Origin of the sequence: Brasilonema octagenarum UFV-OR1 (assembly GCF_963888615.1) — a bacterium.
Taxonomy (GTDB): Bacteria; Cyanobacteriota; Cyanobacteriia; order Cyanobacteriales; family Nostocaceae; genus Brasilonema; species Brasilonema sennae.
This window is the reverse complement of the sequence record NZ_CAWPKW010000271.1, coordinates 23,087-44,291: the sequence shown is the minus strand read 5'-3', so window position 1 is coordinate 44,291 and position 21,205 is coordinate 23,087. Positions and strand designations below refer to the sequence as shown.

15 protein-coding genes are annotated in these 21,205 nt (G+C 40.4%); 6 read left to right on the top strand and 9 right to left on the bottom strand.

Annotation, left to right across the window (positions count from 1 at the left end; all coding sequences use genetic code 11):
* Positions 1-80 precede the first annotated feature (80 nt).
* The 4 genes from AC5590_RS22685 to AC5590_RS22670 form a co-directional block, all read right to left on the bottom strand.
* A complete protein-coding gene (locus AC5590_RS22685; protein ID WP_169265663.1) occupies positions 81-932 on the bottom strand; it encodes an FHA domain-containing protein in 852 nt (283 codons plus the stop codon).
* Between the two features lie 161 nt (positions 933-1,093).
* Entirely contained in the window at positions 1,094-1,825 is a 732-nt protein-coding gene (gene pgl / locus AC5590_RS22680; RefSeq protein ID WP_169265662.1) for a 6-phosphogluconolactonase, read from the bottom strand.
* A gap of 406 nt (positions 1,826-2,231) precedes the next feature.
* A complete protein-coding gene (gene rph, locus AC5590_RS22675; protein WP_169265661.1) occupies positions 2,232-2,972 on the bottom strand; it encodes a ribonuclease PH in 741 nt (246 codons plus the stop codon).
* Between the two features lie 161 nt (positions 2,973-3,133).
* Positions 3,134-3,823, bottom strand: coding sequence for an adenylate kinase family protein (locus AC5590_RS22670; protein WP_318560917.1), 690 nt, complete (start codon positions 3,821-3,823; stop codon positions 3,134-3,136).
* Between the two features lie 339 nt (positions 3,824-4,162).
* On the opposite strand from AC5590_RS22670, the gene AC5590_RS22665 reads away from it, so the two are divergent.
* Together AC5590_RS22665 and dcd are read left to right on the top strand one after the other, a co-directional pair.
* Positions 4,163-4,699 (top strand): P-loop NTPase family protein, encoded by a 537-nt coding sequence (locus AC5590_RS22665; protein WP_169265660.1) that lies wholly within the window; start codon positions 4,163-4,165, stop codon positions 4,697-4,699.
* Between the two features lie 255 nt (positions 4,700-4,954).
* Positions 4,955-5,554 carry a dCTP deaminase gene (gene dcd, locus AC5590_RS22660; protein ID WP_169265659.1) on the top strand — a complete coding sequence of 200 codons (600 nt, stop codon included), beginning with the start codon at positions 4,955-4,957 and terminating at the stop codon, positions 5,552-5,554.
* A 103-nt stretch (positions 5,555-5,657) separates the two neighbouring features.
* Here dcd and AC5590_RS22655 read toward each other — a convergent pair whose 3' ends face one another.
* From AC5590_RS22655 to AC5590_RS22645, 3 genes are all read right to left on the bottom strand, one after another.
* A complete protein-coding gene (locus AC5590_RS22655) occupies positions 5,658-9,026 on the bottom strand; it encodes a helicase-related protein (protein ID WP_169265658.1) in 3,369 nt (1,122 codons plus the stop codon).
* Positions 9,027-9,277: 251 nt separating this feature from the next.
* Positions 9,278-12,280, bottom strand: a complete 3,003-nt coding sequence (locus AC5590_RS22650; RefSeq protein ID WP_169265657.1) for an Eco57I restriction-modification methylase domain-containing protein — start codon at positions 12,278-12,280, stop codon at positions 9,278-9,280.
* A gap of 716 nt (positions 12,281-12,996) precedes the next feature.
* Positions 12,997-14,523 (bottom strand): thymidylate synthase, encoded by a 1,527-nt coding sequence (locus AC5590_RS22645; protein WP_169265656.1) that lies wholly within the window; start codon positions 14,521-14,523, stop codon positions 12,997-12,999.
* A 201-nt stretch (positions 14,524-14,724) separates the two neighbouring features.
* On the opposite strand from AC5590_RS22645, the gene AC5590_RS22640 reads away from it, so the two are divergent.
* Both AC5590_RS22640 and AC5590_RS22635 read left to right on the top strand, forming a co-directional pair.
* Complete coding sequence (locus AC5590_RS22640) at positions 14,725-15,171, top strand: YidH family protein (RefSeq protein WP_169265655.1); 447 nt, start codon at positions 14,725-14,727, stop codon at positions 15,169-15,171.
* 138 nt (positions 15,172-15,309) lie between these two features.
* The gene (locus AC5590_RS22635) at positions 15,310-15,891 is read left to right on the top strand and encodes a thioredoxin family protein (protein WP_169265654.1); all 582 of its coding nucleotides are present in this window, start codon (positions 15,310-15,312) and stop codon (positions 15,889-15,891) included.
* A 132-nt stretch (positions 15,892-16,023) separates the two neighbouring features.
* Here AC5590_RS22635 and AC5590_RS22630 read toward each other — a convergent pair whose 3' ends face one another.
* Positions 16,024-16,539 carry a hypothetical protein gene (locus tag AC5590_RS22630; protein WP_169265653.1) on the bottom strand — a complete coding sequence of 172 codons (516 nt, stop codon included), beginning with the start codon at positions 16,537-16,539 and terminating at the stop codon, positions 16,024-16,026.
* Between the two features lie 126 nt (positions 16,540-16,665).
* On the opposite strand from AC5590_RS22630, the gene aroA reads away from it, so the two are divergent.
* Together aroA and AC5590_RS22620 are read left to right on the top strand one after the other, a co-directional pair.
* Positions 16,666-18,018, top strand: a complete 1,353-nt coding sequence (gene aroA, locus AC5590_RS22625; RefSeq protein WP_169265652.1) for a 3-phosphoshikimate 1-carboxyvinyltransferase — start codon at positions 16,666-16,668, stop codon at positions 18,016-18,018.
* Positions 18,019-18,187: 169 nt separating this feature from the next.
* Entirely contained in the window at positions 18,188-19,981 is a 1,794-nt protein-coding gene (locus AC5590_RS22620; protein ID WP_169265651.1) for an ABC transporter substrate-binding protein, read from the top strand.
* 71 nt (positions 19,982-20,052) lie between these two features.
* Here AC5590_RS22620 and AC5590_RS22615 read toward each other — a convergent pair whose 3' ends face one another.
* Entirely contained in the window at positions 20,053-20,385 is a 333-nt protein-coding gene (locus AC5590_RS22615; RefSeq protein WP_169265650.1) for a helix-turn-helix domain-containing protein, read from the bottom strand.
* Between the last annotated feature and the right edge of the window lie 820 nt (positions 20,386-21,205).

Below are 21,205 nucleotides of genomic sequence, written 5' to 3'. Positions count from 1 at the left end.
ACAGAAAATACGGATCTGTTTCTTTTGTTAACTGTTTACTGTTCACTGTTCACTGTTTCAACCACTAGACACAAATTATTTTAGGAAATTTGAAACAGGAACGTTACTAAATCTCCCTTACCCAAACTGATGCGATCGCCTGGGCGCAAACGATGCCGATTTCCTGGCAATAAGGCCAAGTTATTGATGTAGGTACCATTGGAACTTCCTACATCTTCGATATAGTGAGCGCCTCCCTCTAAACGAATATCAGCATGAATCCGCGAAACAATTTCTGAATTGGGAAATCCGGAAACATCTATATCTGGAGGAATGCGATCATTGGGCTTGCCCATATGAACAACAGAAAGGTTTTGCGGTAACTCAATTATCCTGTCTGTTTGAACGTGGATCAGTTTTGCCATCTCCTGCTGCAATTGAGTTCTAGAAACACTAGATGTGACAACAGTTGGCGGTGGAGTTTGGGCAGTTGTAGGAGTTGGTTCTGGGGGTGGAGTTGGTGGTGCTGATACTTGCTCTTGTGGGGGTGGAGTTGGTATTGATGGGGGTTCGCTGAAAACAGGTTGTGGAGGTGGGGTAGTGATGGTTGGTGGCGGTGGGCTGCTTTGTGTTGTCTCTAGTGATTCATCAAATGCAACTGCTGTTGGCGGTATAGGTGCGGAATTAGGGGGTGTGTAATCAGCACCATTAACCGATATCGGTTGTGGTTGTAGTGGCTCAGGGTTAACCAGAGGCGGTACATTAGGTGCGCTAGCAGCAGTGGGAATAGCTGCACGCAGGTTATAACCACACTGACCGCAAAAAGCTGCATCTGTCTGTACGTTTGCCCCACAACTGGGACAGTTACTAGTAGCTGGTAATGGGGTGTAGCAAGCTTCACACTGGACAGCGCCGTCTGGGTTTGGGTGATTGCAATTAGGGCAGACGATCATGAGGTTAGGTTAGCCTTTGTTGATGTTCTATGGTGTAATAGTGCGTTCAAGCAGAGGGGCAACTCTAGCTTTCGGTTTTAACAAATGCGTTTGAAAGTCGAAGTATGAAGTCTTATGAAGTGTGATTGAGTTTCATCCTTCATACTTCATTACTTGTTGTTTTACCCTGCATCCTTTTTTAGATCACTTCCAGCAGCCGCATCTAGCAACCACCAAAGTTCTCCTTCAGGTTGAATTAAGCGGGATGGGTAAGTCAACTCATCTGCCACAGGTGCAAAGACTTGAGCAAGAGCTGGTCTTTTATTCGCACCAGCAACAACAAAGATAACGCAGCGAGCAGAGTTAATGAATGGGTATGTAAAGGTGATGCGAGGGTTTGCGTCTTTGTTCCCAACTGTAATCAGCTTATCTGTAACCTTTAAAGCTTCGGTATGGGGAAACAAAGATGCGGTGTGACCATCATCTCCCATTCCTAGCAAATTCACATCTAAAGGAGGAAATTCTCCTGGTGAGGAGTGAAAAAATTCCTGTAGATGTCTTTCGTACTTAGCTGCTGCCATTGCGGGGTCAGCTTCATCTGTGGGTATGGGATGGATGTTACCTGGCCCGATATCGACGCGATCTAACCACGCACGACGCGTCATCAGTTGATTGCTATCTGGATGCTCAGGTGCTACGTAACGCTCATCTCCCCAAAACACGTGAATTTTGTCCCAAGGCAGTTTTTGGCTAGAGATTGCCTCGTACAACGGTTTCGGTGTACTGCCACCAGACAAGGCAATCGTAAACTGCCCACGCTCTTTGATAGCTATTTCTATTTTAGACAAGATCAATTCTAACGCTCGCGCAATTAGTGTTGTTTGATCCCCAAGAACTTCAATTTTTGTGCTCATCGCGTCATCTTCAAACTAGCTACTTCAAGCAATACAATAGCGAAATAATGACAACTTCCCTTTTTACTTTTTGAAACTTTTAACATCATTCATATGGATGTAGAGCCTGGTTGAGCCGTTGTACAAAATTCTTGCCAAATCGTAACAAAAATTTGTATAAACAACGACAGGAAGAATACCGCCTCCTCTTAAAGGGCGGATGTAGCGACAGAAGCGGTTTCAATCCCTATACTATAATCATATCAGTCAGCCCCAGACTTGAAAACCTACTCGTTTCCAACGGAAAGCTGGGCGCTCTAGATAGAATTTACGGAAATTTTCCGGAAATATCACTTGAAGCGTCTGGGCTAATGGATAAGAAGTGGAATATTCTTAAAATGTGCAAGGTTTAAAGCATAGAACTGTTTTAGCCTTGGTAGAGTTCATTCCAGTTTGCGATCGCTTCACGTTGGGCAATTAACAATTGTTGAATGCCTTTCTCCGCAAAATCCAGTAGAGAATTGAGTTGGGTACGGCTAAAACTACCTTCTTCGGCAGTGCCCTGAACTTCTATTATCCCCAACTGCTGATTCATCACCAGATTAAAATCTACCTCAGCCCTGACATCTTCAATGTAGTTCAGATCCAAAAACGGCTCACCTTGCAACAATCCTACAGAAATCGCTGCTACCTGTCCAATGATGGGCGATCGCTCTAATACTCCTTGCTGCAACAATTTAGAGATTGCATTCGCTAATGCCACAAACCCGCCTGTAATCGCTGTTGTCCTGGTTCCAGCATCTGCTTGCAACACATCTGCATCAACAGTCAGCGTGCGTTCTCCTATCGCTTCTAAATCTAATGCTGCTCTTAAACTACGTCCAATCAAACGTTGGATTTCTTGAGTTCGTCCAGACAACTTCAGAAATTCTCGTTCTTGCCGTTGCGGTGTGGCTGTTGGTAGCATTCGATATTCCGCAGTTAGCCAACCTTTACCAGTTCCTTCTAGAAATTTAGGAACTCCCTGTGTTACGCTGACGCTACAAAGTACTTGAGTGTCGCCACATTTTGCCAGAACAGCTGCAGGCGCAAAGCGCGTAAAACTTTGCACAAAGCTAATAGGACGTAGTTGGTAGGGTTGCCGACCGTCTGGACGCTGCCAAGCCATTGGGTTTGCCTTAAAATTTGTATCCACTATACAGTCGGTTATGCTTTGAGTATTAGGCTTTAAGTATTATAAAGCTTGACTCATTTTCTCGCCAATAGTCAACAACATCAACAGAGTTTGGTACTCTAAAAAAGATAATCACTATACTTTTGTCTCAAAGCTTATTGGGAAGTTAAAAGTAAATCGATAATATTTTGCTGCACAGCCTCTGGTGGCTGGTCTCCGTTGATAGTTAACAAGCGGCGGCGACGATCATAATACTCTAAAATAGGAACAGTACGGTCATAAAAAGTTTCCACACGACGCTGCACAATTTCCGGTAGATCATCTGGAAGAAAACGTCCCATACAACGATTCACCATAACCGCTTGTGGGACTTGTAAGTAGATTGCCCAGTCTAAGTTGTGCCCTAGATCATCTAATAAAAAGTCCAATCCCTCAGCTTGCTCTGCTATACTAGGATAACCCTCCAACACCCAATTATCCTTAAAATCAGACTTTTTTAGCTGAATCTGGATGGATTCAAGAATTATTTCGTCTAGAACGAGTTCTCCTGTCTCCATGTATGACTGTGCGAGATTACCGAGATAGGAAAAGGATGAAATTGCAAACCTGTGCTGGTGCTCTAGGATACCTCCGTTATCTTGTTCTGAGTTTCCTTTAGGAATAGAATTTTTTTGAGGAAAATCCTCTGGGCAAAAAGCAGCGATAGCTTCGCTGCTGCACTGCGCGCAGATCATATCTTGTAATATCTGATCACTGGAAATCAGAGGAATATTAAAGTATGTGCAAAGCCCTTGTGCTTGAGTGCTTTTCCCTGCTCCCGAACCTCCTATTATGACTAATTTCACAACATTCGCTCCTAATTTTTTGAAAAGAATTCAGAATACACCAACGCAGAAAACAGTCAAAACTCCCTGAGAGAAAACTTTCACACTCATTTGTCCTGTCTCTTAATTGATTTATGTTTTTCGTTATATGTTTCTATTTTTACAACAACTTTCTGACAAAAAGCAATCATCTGTGTTTCCATAACTCTTGACTTCAGCATAAATGTAGTGTTTGACTAAGAATACGACGCACCAAAATACATTACGTATCCTCAAAAGCAGCTAGATTATACAGTCTACTTTCGATAGCATAAATTTAAGCAAAACCACTGACTTTTATTGTTTTATTTTAGATACTATATGCTTGCTCAATTAGAAACCCCAAACTTAAATTCAACCCTCGATGTACCATACTCCGTTGAAGGCATCATACAAGTTTTCACTACCTATCATCGTAGTTTTTTTACTAGTGTTGTGGCTCAAGCACTGAGAATCGCCGGTCAAGGCACACCAGTGTTAGTAGTACAGATTCTCAAGGGTGGGATTCGTCAAGGACAAGAAAACCCGATTCGACTGGGACAAAAGTTAGATTGGATTCGCTGTGATTTGCCTCGTTGCATTGATACACCACACTTGGACGAAAGCGAAACGAAATCTTTACAAAAATTGTGGCAATATACACAAAAGGTTGTGTGTGAAGGTAAGTATTCTCTGGTTGTATTAGATGAGCTAAGCTTAGCGATTCACTTTGGCTTAATTGCTGAAACAGAAGTTCTAGCATTTCTGGCAAAACGTCCTTCCCACATCGATATTGTCCTGACAGGATCACAAATGCCCAAATCTATTCTAGAAATAGCAGACCAAATTACCGAAATTCGTCGTAGTTATCAACCGTAATTGAGTGTATCGATACCGAGTTACGACATTATAATATTACCTATCTCCGAGAGAAGGCTCCCGCTGTAACGGTACTCCGTACCTGCGGAAGTCGCTACGCGTCTGGTGCGGTGAGATGAATCAGTGTTACAAACATAACCTCGAAGGTTATGAATTGAGAGCAAAATAACTAAAGCAGAAGCTTCAATTCGTTCATCAAAGATTCCGGATTGGAGGTAAATGATAAGTCTAAAACACATTAATATGGAGAAGTAAATGTTAAAAAATGACCGGTGGATAATTCAGCAAGCTCAATTGGGTATGATTGAACCTTTTGAACCTAGTTTGGTTCGTGCTGTTTCGATAGATAGCACAGGTTTACCTCGTCCAGTCCTGAGTTATGGACTTTCTTCTTATGGATATGATATTAGGTTGTCACCTGTAGAATTCAAGGTATTCCGTCATATTCCTGGCACAGTAGTTAATCCTAAAAGATTTAATCCTGATAATCTTGAATCTGTACCATTACACTCCGATGAAGATGGTGATTATTTTATTATTCCTGCACACTCTTATGGTTTAGGAGTTGCACTAGAACGGCTTGTTATTCCACCTAATATTACTTGTTTATTTATTGGCAAATCTACATATGCTCGTTGTGGGTTAATTTGGAACCTGACTCCCGGAGAAAGTGGTTGGACAGGCTGGCTGACACTGGAGGTGTCGAATTCCTCTAGTGCTGATTGTCGAGTATTCGCCAATGAAGGTGTAGTTCAAGCTTTATTTATGGAAGGCGAACCATGTGGAACTACTTATGCAGATCGTGCAGGAAAATATCAAGACCAGCCTCATAAAGTGACGCTAGCTAAAGTTTAATAGATATGATTTCAAGTAGGAGTTAAACCATGCCAGTCAAACAGCCGAATACTGAAAGATTAAACAAAATGGTACTCTCGAAACTAGAGATGATTCCATGAAATCATACCAAAGCTTCACTACAAACAATCATGGGTATTGGCTGAGATAATGTAGGTAAACTGTTATCTTGCCATTCGCGCATATTATGTTGACGGTAAATCTGTACCAGTTGACTGAACAATTCTTGACCTGTGAAACCATCACGCCGCAATTTATTTAACTCTCGGTTGACTGCTTGATTCACACAAGCGCGAAACGTTTTTTCTAAAATATTGACCTGAGTTTTGAGTTCTTCATGTGCAATCGCTTTAAAAAAGATCCTCAATTCCCGCAGAATATACCTTTGACCTTGAGTCAAACGCGCGTTAAACTCCCTTTCGGCTTGACGATGCTTTACTTCTTCTGCAAATTGATGTTTCAGGCGCATGACAGCAGAGTTATGTTCTTTGGGAAGAGTTGAGGTGGGAGTGGTGGAATCAGCTTTAATTGCACCCAAGATGCGGGGGATATCCCTAGAAATGATTTTCCCTTTGTCGTCCAATAAAAATAACTGCTGGTAGCCTTTTATATCAGGTCTATTGGGGTCTGAAGCTTCACAGAAAACGTATGTTCCGTTTTGCTGCATAGAGAATTTAGCTGTACGAATACCATGCGGTAAATGAGCAATTCGTTCATATTCTCCGAGGTCATGTTTTTGTAATTTTCTCAGAATTTCTTCAGCTTCATTTAAATCCAAAAAATCCTCTTCTGCTTCAATATCAAAGAGACTCAACTGTTTGCCTTGTTGTTCGTAAATGGCATACATAGCTTCTTCGTTGAGTTGCTCAGTTCGGTCAAGAATCGCAGCATCTTCACCGATAGTATCATGAATTTCCTGAATTCTATTTTTCAGCTTTTGCTTCAAACCTAAATTGCGTTCAATACCCAATTCAGGTAAAAAGTTGTATCCATAAATGACATCTTTCTCGCTACCAATTCTATCTATACGACCAAAACGCTGAATCAATTTTACTGGATTCCAGTGCAAATCGTAATTCATTATCAGATCACCATCTTGGAGGTTTAAACCTTCTGCCAAGACATCGGTAGCAATCAGTGTATTAATTTCTGATTCACCTGGTTTAAATTTATATTCCTTGTTAGCGTTCGGCGCGAATCTTCCCACTAAACGCGCTTTATTCTTGTTGCTACCACTATAAATGACATCAAAATCATCTCGTTGTCCGCCTGGGTTTAAGTTCTCATATAGATACTTTGCTGTATCTGCATACTGAGTGAAAATTAATCGTTTTTTATTTTTCAGAGTAGATTTAGATAACCAATTAAGAAGAGTTTGTAGTTTGCTGTCTTTTTCAGGGGTGATAGGTTCAACTAATGCCAAAATCTTTTTTAGCAGTTTAATATCATGCTCGATATGCTGTTGTAACTTTTCTGCATCAAAATCTGCTATATCATATTTATCAGAGACTTTTTGCAATCCATCCATCAAATCTTGTTCTTCTGCTTGGTTATAATCTTCCGATAGCAGAGTTTGGGCTTCTTCTCCAGCTGCGACAAATCCTTGAGACAGTGCTTTTAAAAACCTTTCATGCACTATCAAGAGTTTTTTGATAGATTTTTGAAAAGCGCAAACACTGGACTCAAAGCGCTTAAACAACAGCACTCGCATGAGTCCTCGCAAGTTAGCGCCTGCGCGCTGCAATGTGTTATAAGGTTCTTGCTTTTGTTTATCTTTTAAAACATAATTCCACAGTCCATAACGCGCATAACTGAGTTCGTTAGTTGGTGGTTTGGCTAATTGGCGCTTGCGAGATTTACCCAAGTATTGACGTAATTCTTGGTATAGTCCTTGGTATGTATCCTCAATGCTGTACTCAATGGTTTCTAGTTCTCGCTTGGGAAAAAAGCGATGCTTTCCACCAACGATGACGTAAGCGCGTCGGCTTCCTTCCAGGTACTCACGAAAGTTAGCTGGATCTACTGCTTGTTGAGTTTGTGAGTCGAAACCGTAAAAACGTAGAATATGGTTGCGGGTACGACGAATTAGGATATGAGAGAGTAATTCTTGTAACTTTTTCTCGCCTTTTTCAACTAATTGGAAATATTCTTTTAAATCAGGAGGATCTATCGGTAAATCAGTTTTGTCGTCTTGATGAAATAGTTTTAGCTGGTGGTAGATATCCCAAGCACTCTTATTTCGCGGAGTCGCTGTTAATAAGCAACAACGTTTACCAGCAGCTAAAAATGCTTCTAGGACTTTATATCTTTGAGTCGTGTGATTTCGCAGGTTATGGCTTTCGTCTATAAGTACAAAATCTCTATCTTGAAATCTGAAATTATCTAACAAAACTTTGAATCTGCTTTCCTCGTCTTGTTTGAGCATTCCCATTGAAAGAACACGAGCATTTAGCTGGTAGACTTCGTTGTAACGTTCCCACATTTCTAGTAGTGGTGCAGGACAAATAATTAAAGGACGTGCGCGTTCTGTTTGTTCAAATCTTTTAACAATTGCAGCGCCAATAAAGCTTTTTCCCAGTCCGACAACATCCGAGACGAAAGCGCCGCCATAGTCTCTGATATTTTGCACAGCATTATTAACGGCGACTTTTTGAAAATCTGCTAATTGTTTAGTAATTACGTCTTCTAAAATTATGTCTTTTGGTGCGGTATCTTCTAATCTGTCTTTTACTAAACTATAGAGAGTTTTCATATAAACATCATAGGGACGAACTGTAGAACCCGCCCAAGATTGTTTCATTTCTCTCATCAAGGCTTCGTTAAAATCTTCCGCTTCGTTCCACAGTTCATCAAACCAGTGAGTTAATTCTGTATGGTTATCGTTTCCGTGAATGACTACATTGAGTTCGGTATTATGGGTGATACCAGAAAGGGTAAGATTGGATGAACCAACTATAGCAATGCCTTTCTCAGCACGTTCTAAGGCTCTACCTTTATGATCGTAAACAGTACCGTAGTCAAAAATATAAGCCTTGGCGTGTAAAGTTCCTTTGGTGTAAACCCGGACGTGAAGCCGTTTTTCTTCAATCATCTGCACGAGATTTTTTACCAGTATCTCAGCTTCATCTGTCTGATCCATGAGTTCGATACTGGAACGGATATTGGCTGCTGTAACACTCGCCATCTGTTTTTCTTCACTGCGCTTGGGATATTTTTGCGCTTCGATTTTATCTTCAATTAATTCTAGTCTTCGGTATCCTTGGGCTATTTGTTCAATGGTTTCGCGATTGCTAGTATTGCCAATTAGCAGACGTAATTCTTTCATGTTGGCGAGGCGTTCTGCAATGGCGGTGAAGCCAGAAATAAAGAAGTAACCTACCGCAAAATGAGCCGCTTCTGATGAGTCGAGAATGCGCTTGATTTGGTCTACTAATTTTTGATTGCGATTATCTATTATATCGTGGGTAGGCATATTTTTCTATTTTATGCATAAGTCGTAGGGCGCATTATGCTTTGTTAAAGCACTCTATGGTAAAGCTGCCATTTCTTACATCTTGCATTTGGTAAAATAAATATCAAAGTCATTGCATATGATTTGACTCCGTTCTTGTCCGCCTAGGACTGTAAGTCCCAGGCTAATAGCCGAAGTTCATTTTAATGGACTAAAATCGATATTTGTTTATTCTGATACTACGAGCGAGATTTATTCTCTTCTCTATTGTCCTATAAGCCATAAAGAGCGGCGACTCTCTCATCTATTTCTTTCTCCCATGCTTCACAGTCAACGCCTTTTGCATCTAGGCATTTTTGGACTATTTTAGATATTGCTTCGCGTTCTGTAGTTGAAGCATTGGGGATAGGAATTTTACTTATATAGATTGCTCTTAACTCTAACCGTCCACCTTTATCCGCGTCACCTAGTACAGAACAAATGTTTTTTAGATATTCCCAAACGGGTTTAGAATTTAACACGCCTAGAAGATAAAGGTCATTTGAAGGTATGATAAAAGCTTTATTGTTTAAAAATAAACTATTTTGATCAAATGCAAATCGTGGTTCTTTACATATTTCGGGATAAACAATCTTAGGTTGTTCAAAAACAGGGTAGTAATCACAAGCACGGAGTTCCCACCAATATTTACCTTTGTCATATCGCTTTTCTAATTCAGCTTGCCACTGCTTTAAATGTGCAAAAACAGCAGGATAGTGGTTGATGTTAACACCAATAGGTGTAACAATAAGCCAGCGTTTTTTAGATTCAAGACGCCACTTGCGAACGTCATCACCTACAGCCAAATGTTTAATAATTTCTACACTTTTTTGGTCTTGGATGATTAGTTCTGCCCGCTTCGTGTCATCAATGATAAATGCTTTATTAAAACCTGTTTTAATTCCCCAATAAATTTTACCCTTGATATACTCATTTAATTGAATACCTGTTGCTTCCATCTTTCGCAGACGGTTGCCATTAGTCATATCGGTTAGTGACCAGCTTGACCCTTTTAGAGCATCCTTAGCTAAGATTTGCCCATTTTCCCTAATAATTTCAAGTACATTAGGATAGGGTGGGTTCAAATATTTTACTTGTGTAAAGATACTTGAAACATTATCGCTTTTACTATTTTGACCAATAAAAACCATTGGAAAAGTAGCAGCACTTTTAAATACTGGTAACTCTCCAAAATCTGTAATGCTATGAACCTGGCAATTATCAGCGATATGCTTTCGCAACTTCTCACCATACTTTGCGCGGAACCATTTATTAGAAGAGATGAACGCCAACATTCCACCAGGCTTTAAAAGTTGCAAAGCACGGGCATAAAAGAAACAATATAAATCAGATGTTCCTGTATAAACAGCCGGATACACTTTTTGTAGTGTTGGCTTTAAGTGTTTTATTAATTCTTGTCGCACATAAGGCGGATTCGCTACCTGAATATCAAAACCACCATCTGCAAAAACTTCTGCAAACTCTACCGCCCAGTCAAACCCTTGCACTTTGCTGCTTCCATGAGTCACCAGCGCAATTTGAGTTTTTAATTCATTAATTTCCTGTTCTAATTTTCGCTTTTTACCTCCTTCATGAGTTCGCATATACTCAGCTTTCTTTTGGCGATACTGGTTGATAAACTCATGCCTAATAACTCCTGTCGTTGATGGACTAGGTGCAATTAAACTATCTCCCTGTTCAATTTTATATTTCAGGTTGGGTAAAGGTGGCGGGTTATCTCCTTCGTATTCCACGGCTAGCGATAACCACAACCTTAACCGGGCAATATTGACTGCAAAAATGTCAATATCTACACCATAAAGATTATTTTCTATAATGTCTAGCTTGCGGTGATATACATTCTTGGAATCCAATCCTGTGTTAGCAGATAAACATTGACGCAAATCTAATAACTCATGAAGCATACCTAGTATATAAGCACCGCTTCCACAGGCTAAATCGCAGGTTCTGACTTGATGCAATGCTTCTAAGATGGCTTCAGAATTTTTTATCTTATCTGGAATATGTTCGTCAACAAATTGAGCGATTGCATCACTTGACTCTCCTGATACTTGAGTTTTTAAATACCCCTTCAAAGCTTCCCGACACATGAAATAAACAATCGGCTTGGGAGTATAGTAACTTCCAGATTCATGCCTCCCTGTTACCAATTCCTCGAATACCTTGCCAAGCATTTCCGGATCTACTGCTACCTCTACATCTAGCGGCGTACTTTCAGTAACGGTGAAAGCGAAGCGTTGAAATAGATCATGAAGAATACTTTTTATACAATCATCTGGGATGATAATTTGATAATTTTTATCGTCTTCATCTTGCTCAAAAAGACCGCCATTAAGGTAAGGAACAGTACCAATTAACTCTTTCAGAAAACCACCATTATTGATGCCAGCTATATCAATTTCTTGAGGGTTGTTCAGTCCTGTAAAAAAGAGGAGTGAAAGTCTGTCTCTATAAAAGTTTCTGTTTGAAGTGCCGTCTTCATCTTGATAAGCTTCCGACAAAGCTGATAGATAATCTATTCTGCCTTGAAATTTCAGCCAACCTTTTTTCTGGATGAAACCTATAAACATCAAACGGTTAAACAACTTTTGAGTAAATAACCGTTTACGTTCTGAATCGGTTGTCCATTGAATTAAGCTTTCTACTTTCTCGAAAGTTTTACGATACTCTTTGAAAAATTCCTGAGTAACACCTTCAACATCAAACGCCTCATCATGGCGTGTCTGAATATCTAAGGGTGATGCATCTGGGTTGATAGAATCCAGATCTAACAAACTTATTCTTTCTGTTGCTGTACGTAATTGTTCACCTTCTCCAACTGTAATACGACGGAACAATTTTCGTTTTTGAGGCGAACTGTCGTACTTAACATTAATAAAGTGCCACCGCGATTGTGATTGATTAGAAAACACAAAAAGAGCATAGGGGTGTTTTTTCAGAAGATTATTGACAACACTTCTTTCGCCTTGTCTTGATAAGTCTTCTGATTTGAGACGCGCATAAATAACATGGAAAGTATTGTTACCCCCGGAAGCTAATAATAAAGGATCGTCTATTAGTTCATTCTTCACTGCATCAGTCATTCTCCGACGAGAAAGCTCTTTATTCACTCGCTCGTAGTTTAATTGACTCCAAAATAATCTTTTTAGTCCGTCAATATTTTTTAAGTTTTGAAGCGAATTTGAGATTGACTTTTGTACTTCTAATGCGATCATATATGCTACAATATGTGGTTATTGTGTGTTGTCCCTAAAAAAGTGCAGCAAACCTGACCGCGATTTTGATACGTCGCAGTTGCTGCTAAATATTCAAGAGGTGAAAAATTGGCTATTCTATTCCCAAGCGCGGTTAATCGTTGAGTAAGCCACACTCAATGAATCAAAGAAATTGGTTATTTTGCTAACTCAATTTGTTGCCATAGTTACTTTACTAACTAGGCAAGCAAGAGCAAATTTAGCTGACATTTGTAAAGCAAATCAGCTAACAATGGTTTATGAAAAGTGTTTAATTAACACTTTTGTAATGGCATATTCTCATCATTAATATGCGCTTGAGAGTATGATTTTCATACAATTCAAACAAAATTTATGGCTTTTATGGTTTCATACACCATATGTGTCGTAGACGCCATCCTGAGTTGAGATATGCAATACGTATAATCTTTTAGATGCGACCTTTACTAGCTATTGTCAGTATAAATAACAGAGTATATAAAATAACTTATATTTTTGCGGAATTTACCAGAAATTTAAAAACCCAATGTCGCTAATTTGCTCTAAAGAACAAAACATACCGCTCTACCTCTGATAAAATTGATATTCAAAGCTGCATGAACAAGATGTATATTCTTCTACAAAATTTTACATACAATTTCATTTACTGTTTACGCTATAAAGATCAGTGTTTTCACTGAGGCGAAATATTAGGTTTATTATCCTTCACACTTCAGCTTTTTTATTGATTTATCTTGCTCATAACTCAACTCTTGTTCCATTGACAACGCAAATTCTGCTTTTTGTAACTCCGTCCCTAAGTACATAGCGTGTTCAATTTGCAAGCCCTGACAACTAGCTGCTATTTGTTGATACAGTTGTTTTGCAGACTTACCTAAAAAGCAGTTCACAACTTCTCCAGAACCAGGAGTCATCTGTTCGACAAGAATTTTGCCGTCTTGCACACTAATCACAAAACTGCCTGCGGGATCTGCATAATCTCGCTGCTGACAAATTTTCGTATACTGAGACTGAATAACTTTTTCTGCATTTTCCCAGCAGTCATCATATATATGGGCGCTTTGACTGATAGTAATTAATGGTCCCATTTTTAATGAATGAGTTGAGATTTTACATATTTCATCTCGAATATGTTGTTGCAAAGCACGCAATCCCATTGCATTTGCGGGCCATGCTGAAAACATATCATTACTCCGCAAAGTCGCGGTCATTGAGAGTTCATTATCAACTATTCTCACCCAAATATGATTCAGGCAAGGCGGACTATCGTTAGCATCATTACTAACATCCCACAAAGACATGACCGCCCTAGCTGAATCAATATCAATGACTAGTTTATCAATCACTTGCTGAATTTGGTCGCGTCCAAACCAAGAACGCAAACGTTGACCGTATGTATACTTTACTCCTTCTTGGTTGGGTGCATCGTCTAAAGTTTGAGAAATATATTCTTGTAAAAAATCACGGTTAATTGGTAAATAATTGGGTTCTGGAAAATAAAAATTTTCTGGTTCTGAAGTGACAACTGCCATGACATCAATTAATTCCTGCCATTGTCCCTCATATGCACTTGGTCGAATTGTTCCGGTTGTTTTAATTAAATGGATGATTTTCACCCAAGTTTCAGCAATAGTTTTACCCTCAATTCTGTGTGCGTATCGTGAACCTGGTAAAGCAGTTGGCACTACAATAGATATGGGAAATTCTAATGGTAAACCCCAAGGTTTGCTCGCTACTTTTTCTGCAAAAGACTTCACCAGATTACAAGCTTCAGCAATTGATTTCGCTTCTTGAAACTCTATAGACTGACGCAGTTTTTGTAGCGCACTAGCATCAACTTCAATATCAATATATCCAACATAAAGCGAGCGAATCACCCAGCAACGGCGTCCAGTATCGCTCAATCCTTGTTCAAAGCCATTGCGGAAAAAGTCGAGCAAGCAGATTCCAGCACCTGCGTTCTTATCTTCTTTGGTGGCGTTAAGAACAACCAAGTTGCGGACATGGGGATTATAAAGCAAATTGCGAATCAGTAAGTTTATTCCTCTTGTCGGAGAGTAGAGCTGTCCAATGACAGCATATTCTTGGGGGTGTAGATGTTTGGCGATCGCACCCTTTACAGTCCATCCCGTTATCACTGCTGTCTGACCTTGACCATAAATCAGCGCTTTCGGCTTGTGCAGTGCCTTGTAATTATATTTGATTGCCTTGCCAGTTGCTGTCATGGTTGCCAGAAAGTCAAAAAAACCGCCTCGCTTAACATATCACCACTACTGGTGCTAGTCGAGCAAATTGTTTAAAAAAGTTTAGCAAGTTCGATTGTGTTTTCTCTACCTTTGTCAAAGCTACCCGTCAGAGGGAGTATTTCTGAGGACATAATACGGTAGTGTTCTGTTGTGGGTTAAACAGGATCAAACTGCTACATTATGAGCAAAATGCCCAAAATTGACCGTCAAAGGGAGCATCAAGCAAACGAGCGCACATTTTTAGCTTGGCTACGCACTTCAATATCACTAATTGGCTTTGGTTTTGCTATTGCTAGATTTGGTCTATTTATACGCCAGCTTAATTTCTCTCTGACTCAACAGCAACACGAACCATCACCACATCCTTTTTTCACCTCAGAAAATTTGGGTATTTGTTTGGTAATATTTGGTATTATTACTTTACTTTTAGCAGTCTGGCGATATAATCAAGTTTTTTCTCAAATTGAAGAAGGAAATTATCAACCCAGTAAGTTCACCGTTTGGGTAATGACTGGAGTAGTCATTATTTTTGGAATCCTCAGTATTCCTTTGCTCCTTTTGCGAAGTAATGCGCCTCGTTCCCCGTATCAGCTTCAAAATCAACCACAGTCACGTCATTTCCGTTAACTTTCAAACAGATTTACTGACTGAAAGTATACTAAAAATACAGAGAAATCATCATCTATAAAAAGGTTTTATTAATTACAAACAATTGGTATATTGAAAACGATATGACTCAGTCTTGCGGAAAAAAATATTAGGATTATGGCTTTAACTGCTTCAACAATGTTACCACTAGGTACTAAAGCGCCAGATTTTCATCTACTGGATGTGCTACATGAAGAAACGATTTCGCTTTCGACTTTTGCTGATAAACAAGGTTTACTTGTGATGTTTATTTGTCAGCATTGCCCGTTTGTAAAGCTTGTGAAGTCAGAATTGGCGCAGTTGGGAAAAGATTACGTTCATAATGGTTTAGGAATGGTTGCCATTAGTAGCAATGATGTCCATAACTATCCAGATGATGATCCTGAATTTCTCAGGGCAATGGCGATAGAACTTGATTTTAAATTTCCTTTTTGTTACGACGAAAGCCAAAAAACTGCAAAAGCTTACACAGCAGCTTGCACACCAGATTTCTTTCTCTTTGATGACAGGCGTCAACTTGTTTATCGAGGACAATTGGATGATAGTCGCCCTGGCAATGGCAAAGCTGTAACAGGTAGAGATCTACGCGCAGCTATTGACGCAGTATTGTCCGGTCAACGAGTTACAGCCAACCAAATGCCCAGTATTGGTTGCAATATCAAGTGGAAACCGGGCAACGAACCCAGCTATTTTGGTTAAATAACACAGAACAGTGAACAGTGAATAATTGATAACTGGTAAGTGGTAACTGGTAACTGATAACTGATAAAAATCCTCCTGAACAAAGGAGAAATAATTGCAAAGGAGGATTTATATGATTTACTTTTACCTTTAGTGTTTTATTTCTAAGCTAAGGACGTAAGATCCTAGTTGGATTTTTCCTGCCCACAATTCGTACTCCACTCGTAGATGCTTTGGTAGGGGGTGTCCGTCGAGTGTTAGGCTGCGGGTGAAATTTCTTAAGCGAATAGGTTCGCTAGGTTGTAATGATTCAACAGGTAACCAGTAGCGAGTAATGCCGTAAACTCCCTGTTCCCAAAAGTGACGATAACTCAACTGACCATTTCCTTGCATAGTCATAGTCACTCTGTACGGGGAAATTTCCAGCCATAATACTCGCGGACCACTAGGAACTGGAGTGCTACTTTGTTCTTGGCAAAGTGTGTTGTTTGTCAGCAGAAAGTCGTCTACGCTTTGAGAGTCTTTTACAGGTGGTGCGGACAAAAGTAAATGGAATCTGTCACGATCTTTTTGGTAGAGTGTTGCGGCAGTTTCCACAACAGACCAAACTGGTAGATCTGTGGAAATAAGTGATAGGCACACGGGCTTGCGATGGTGAGTAAGCATGGGAGCGATAAGGGCAAAAAGCCAATCAATGAGATGAGTTACAAGAAGAAATTGATAAAGATTAGTAGATCTGGGGGAGCAAGGAAAGCGATACGATACTAGCGCAGTCAACGCCAGTTTATCTTAATGTCAGCTTCTGTTATAACCGTAGAAAAGAGGGAGAGCGCTTCTCAAAACTTAATCATTGAGCCTGCTGCTTCTCTATCTCTACAAGGTCGCATCCGTGTTCCAGGTGATAAATCTATCTCCCATAGAGCTTTGATGCTGGGCGCAATAGCCGAAGGCGAAACCCAGATTTCCGGTCTACTTTTGGGAGAAGATCCCCGTAGCACAGCAAGCTGTTTCCAAGCGATGGGGGCAGAAATTTCCGAGTTGAATACGGAATTGGTGCGGGTTAAAGGCATCGGTTTAGGAAACTTACAAGAACCAGTTGATGTCTTAGATGCTGGTAACTCTGGAACAACGATACGCCTGATGCTGGGACTTTTGGCATCTCATGCTGGGCGCTTTTTTACCGTGACAGGTGATAGTTCCTTGCGATCGCGTCCCATGTCCCGTGTTATCAAACCATTACAAGAAATGGGATCGCAAATTTGGGGACGAAAAGGTAATACACTTGCACCACTTGCAGTTCAAGGAAAGTCCCTCAAACCTATTCACTACAATTCCCCCATCGCCTCTGCCCAAGTGAAATCTTGCATTCTCCTTGCAGGTTTGACGACAGAGGGAAAAACGATTGTGACAGAACCATCACTTTCACGCGATCACAGCGAACGCATGCTACGGGCATTTGGGGCAAATTTAGTTACAGACCACCAAACCAACAGTGTCACAATCACTGGGCCTACTCAACTTTACGGGCAAACAGTGATTGTTCCAGGCGATATAAGTTCCGCAGCTTTTTGGTTAGTCGCTGGGGCAATTGTACCAGATTCTGAACTGGTTATTGAAAATGTTGGAGTAAATCCCACCCGCACAGGCATTTTAGAAGCCTTGGCGATGATGGGAGCAGATATCCAACAGGAAAATCAGCGGGAGGTGGCTGGGGAACCAGTCGCTGATTTACGAGTGCGTTCCAGTCGTTTGAAAAGTTGCACTATCTCTGGTGATATTATCCCTAGGTTGATTGATGAAATCCCAATTTTGGCAGTGGCAGCGGTTTTCGCGCAAGGAACGACGATCATTCGGGACGCTGCTGAGTTAAGAGTCAAAGAAAGCGATCGCATTGCTGTCACAGCACAGCAACTCAACAAAATGGGGGCACAGGTGACAGAATTACCTGATGGTATGGAAATCACTGGCGGAACCTCCCTATCGGGTGCTGAGGTTGATAGTCATACTGATCACCGGATTGCGATGAGTTTGGCGATCGCATCTCTCAAAGCTTCTGGTCAAACGATTATCCAGCGTGCAGAAGCAGCAGCGGTATCCTACCCAGAATTTTTTACCACACTGCAACAAGTTTGTGGCGATGGCTAAATAAAGTCTGTTGTGGCTTAGATTTCTATGCAAAAGCCTGCATAAGCAGGCTTTATTGGCGTAAATAACTGCAACAGCAGCATTAAAATATTGCTCAATTTAGATACAATATCAGTTTTCGGACTCAAATGAAATACAACTCATTAAGTAACAAAACCCATTAAGATTTATGAAGTCTAGTATTTTTAAACAACTTTTCCAACGTAGTTGGATTTTCACTTTACTGAGTCTATTGGTAGTAGTAGCCCTCAATGGTTGTAATCCCAGTCAGTTTAAAAGCCAAGCGGCTCAAGTTCCGCGAATGATCACTGCTACTCTGGGTGCACCTTCAACTTTTAACTCAGCATTGAATGAGACGGCATATGGCGTTTTTGGCTTTATCTACGACTCATTGATAAATGAAAATCCTCTTACCAACAAGCAAGAGCCTGCTTTAGCCGAGTCCTGGGAAGTTTTTGACAATGGTAAGCGGATTATTATTACCCTCAGAGAAGGACTAAAGTGGTCAGATGGTCAGCCAATGACTGCTGATGATGTTGTGTTTTCTTACAACGAAATTTACTTAAATCCAAAAATTCCCACTCCTGTTAAGGACTCTCTGAAAATTGGTGAAAGTGGGGCAACACCAAATGTAAAAAAACTTGATGAACGACGCGTGGAATTCACGATACCCGAACCTTTTGCTCCTTTTTTAAGATGGGTAGGCGGTATCACAATTCTGCCTGCTCATGTTCTACAGGAGTCTGTTCGCACAACTGGTTCTGATGGGAATCCCAAGTTTTTTTCAATGTGGGGAACAGACACTGATCCAAAAAAAATTGTGGGGAACGGTCCTTATGTGATGGAAAGTTACATTCCAAGTCAGCGAGTGATATTCAAGCGTAACCCATACTACTGGCGCAAAGATACTCAAGGCAAACCTCAACCTTACATTGAGCGCATTGTTTACCAAATTATTGAATCTACTGACAATCAGTTAATCAGTTTTCGCTCTGGGCAGCTAGATGATTTGGAAGTGACCCCGGAAGGGTTTAGTTTGCTTAAACGAGAGGAAAAGCGAGTAGGTTTCAACATTTATAACGGAGGACCTGATACAGGCACAAGTTTTATTGCTTTTAATCTCACTAAAGGCAAAAATCCTAAAGGACAACCTTTTGTAGATCCAATCAAGTCTCGTTGGTTTAATAAAAAGGAATTCAGACAAGCTATAGCCTATGCAATTAACCGTGAAGCGATGAAAATAAATGTTTTTCGCGGACTAGGAGAACCGCAAAATTCCTTTGTTTATGTCAAAAGTCCCTTCTACCTTCCACCAGAAAAAGGGTTAAAAGTTTACAATTACGATCCAGAGAAAGCAAAGAAATTACTATTACAAGCCGGTTTCAAATATAATTCTCAGAATCAACTGTTGGATGCTGATGGCAACCGAGTCAGATTTACGCTGTTAACCAATGTAGAAAGGAAAACTAGGGCAGATATGGCAGCGCAAATCAGACAGGATTTGGCTAACATTGGAATTCATCTTGATTTGCAAGTCCTTACTTTTAACGCCTATATAGATAAACTTAAAGTGTCCCAGAACTGGGATTGTTACCTTGGTGGGTTTCTTGGCGGCGGCGTTGAACCTCACGGTGCTAGCAATATCTGGAGAATTAAAGGAGCATCCCACGCATTTAATCAAGGTTCACAACCCGGTAAACCTCCAATCATTGGCTGGGAACCTTCCGATTGGGAAAAGGAAATTGACCGACTTTATGTTAAGGGTGCACAAGAATTGGATGAGAACAAGCGCAAAGAAATTTATTACGAATATCAGCGAATTGCCTCGGAACAGTTACCGTTTATTCACTTGGTAGAACGGTTAAATTTGCAGGCAGTGCGCGATCGCTTCCAAGGTATCAAATACACAGCCCTAGGTGGCCCATTCTGGAACTTGTATGAAATCAAAGTTACAGAAAACTAGTTGTGTATAGGTTGGGCTAAATTCAGGCTGCAAAATATCAAAGCAACCAATTTTTGTTTACCGCTAAAGGACTAACAACCCGAAAGCGGTACCACAGTTTCAGCAGCTTGTTTTCTCCCATGACGGGGGTGAAGATGCAAGGTGATTTCCGTATCGAGTCGCTTGAGGAAAATGAGTAGTTTGCCCTCACTGAATCGTTGAAACTCTCCTTTCATCAGATGAGATACTTCTGGCTGTAGAATGCCGAGAAAGTCACTGATTTCGCGCTGTTTCAAGTTACGTTCTTTCAGGAGGTGGAGTACGACAATGCCTATCTTATCACGGGTAAAAAGTTCCTCTGCATCCTCTAAACCGAGGTCAGCGAATACGTTTGGGTTGGGTAAACCCTCAACAAGGATGGACAACCCTTGTATTTTTGCGGCCTCCAGTCAACTAGTTTTGCCCAAATTCGCAGGCTAAGCCGCAAAAACACACCCAGATTTTGGGTTTTACGAGTAGACATTGTGTAGGGTTGTCCATCCAAGGCTCATGGAAAATCAGGACTTACGCAACTGGCACATTTTTATTCAAACTGTCACACGGGGATAATTTGGCTATAACGTTTATAAATCAATGCTTACCAGTATTTACCTCCATTTGAAATATATGTGCCAGTTGACCTTATATTGTGACGCTTGCGTAAGTCCTAAAAATGAAGCGGCTGTTTTCTTCAAAAACAGGTTCTTCTGTCATGGTTGTTGCTCTCTAGCTAGCGCGTCCTTATAGCGTTGTTTAACCAGGTCAATATCAGTCTGTGGAGTTTTTATACCTTTCTAACGTGTATTATTGGGAAAAAATCCTAAAAATCTGTTGTAGCGGCTTCAATGAGAAATTACCCTTAGGGGTACTGACTTTGTCAAAGCATATCTGCCATATTTAGAAATCATTGCTCCCCGCTATATGTAAAAAAATGTAAAAAAATGCAATATCTTTCATAAAACAGGCATCTGAAACCTGATTAATCAATGTACGTGCATTATTTAGAAATCTAGGACTTATGGACTTTACTTTGAGACAGTTACGTGCATCAACGCCACCGCACTCAATCTTCTTGGTTGAACTGAACAGAATACTGGCAAATTTTTCAATTTCTATCCCAAAAGTGCATCAGTGATGGGTGCTTAGATCTATGAACCCAAGTTGCTAGTTATCAAAAAGTGCCCCGACTTAAGTACAAAACTTATT

Excerpts from the sequence above, each read along its gene's own strand:
- AC5590_RS22685 (WP_169265663.1), bottom strand. The coding sequence starts at position 932 with ATGATCGTCTGCCCTAATTGCAATCACCCAAACCCAGACGGCGCTGTC.
- pgl (WP_169265662.1), bottom strand. The coding sequence starts at position 1,825 with ATGAGCACAAAAATTGAAGTTCTTGGGGATCAAACAACACTAATTGCG.
- rph (WP_169265661.1), bottom strand. The coding sequence starts at position 2,972 with ATGGCTTGGCAGCGTCCAGACGGTCGGCAACCCTACCAACTACGTCCT.
- AC5590_RS22665 (WP_169265660.1), top strand. The coding sequence starts at position 4,163 with ATGCTTGCTCAATTAGAAACCCCAAACTTAAATTCAACCCTCGATGTA.
- dcd (WP_169265659.1), top strand. The coding sequence starts at position 4,955 with ATGTTAAAAAATGACCGGTGGATAATTCAGCAAGCTCAATTGGGTATG.
- AC5590_RS22655 (WP_169265658.1), bottom strand. The coding sequence starts at position 9,026 with ATGCCTACCCACGATATAATAGATAATCGCAATCAAAAATTAGTAGAC.
- AC5590_RS22650 (WP_169265657.1), bottom strand. The coding sequence starts at position 12,280 with ATGATCGCATTAGAAGTACAAAAGTCAATCTCAAATTCGCTTCAAAAC.
- AC5590_RS22645 (WP_169265656.1), bottom strand. The coding sequence starts at position 14,523 with ATGACAGCAACTGGCAAGGCAATCAAATATAATTACAAGGCACTGCAC.
- AC5590_RS22640 (WP_169265655.1), top strand. The coding sequence starts at position 14,725 with ATGAGCAAAATGCCCAAAATTGACCGTCAAAGGGAGCATCAAGCAAAC.
- AC5590_RS22635 (WP_169265654.1), top strand. The coding sequence starts at position 15,310 with ATGGCTTTAACTGCTTCAACAATGTTACCACTAGGTACTAAAGCGCCA.
- AC5590_RS22630 (WP_169265653.1), bottom strand. The coding sequence starts at position 16,539 with ATGCTTACTCACCATCGCAAGCCCGTGTGCCTATCACTTATTTCCACA.
- aroA (WP_169265652.1), top strand. The coding sequence starts at position 16,666 with ATGTCAGCTTCTGTTATAACCGTAGAAAAGAGGGAGAGCGCTTCTCAA.
- AC5590_RS22620 (WP_169265651.1), top strand. The coding sequence starts at position 18,188 with ATGAAGTCTAGTATTTTTAAACAACTTTTCCAACGTAGTTGGATTTTC.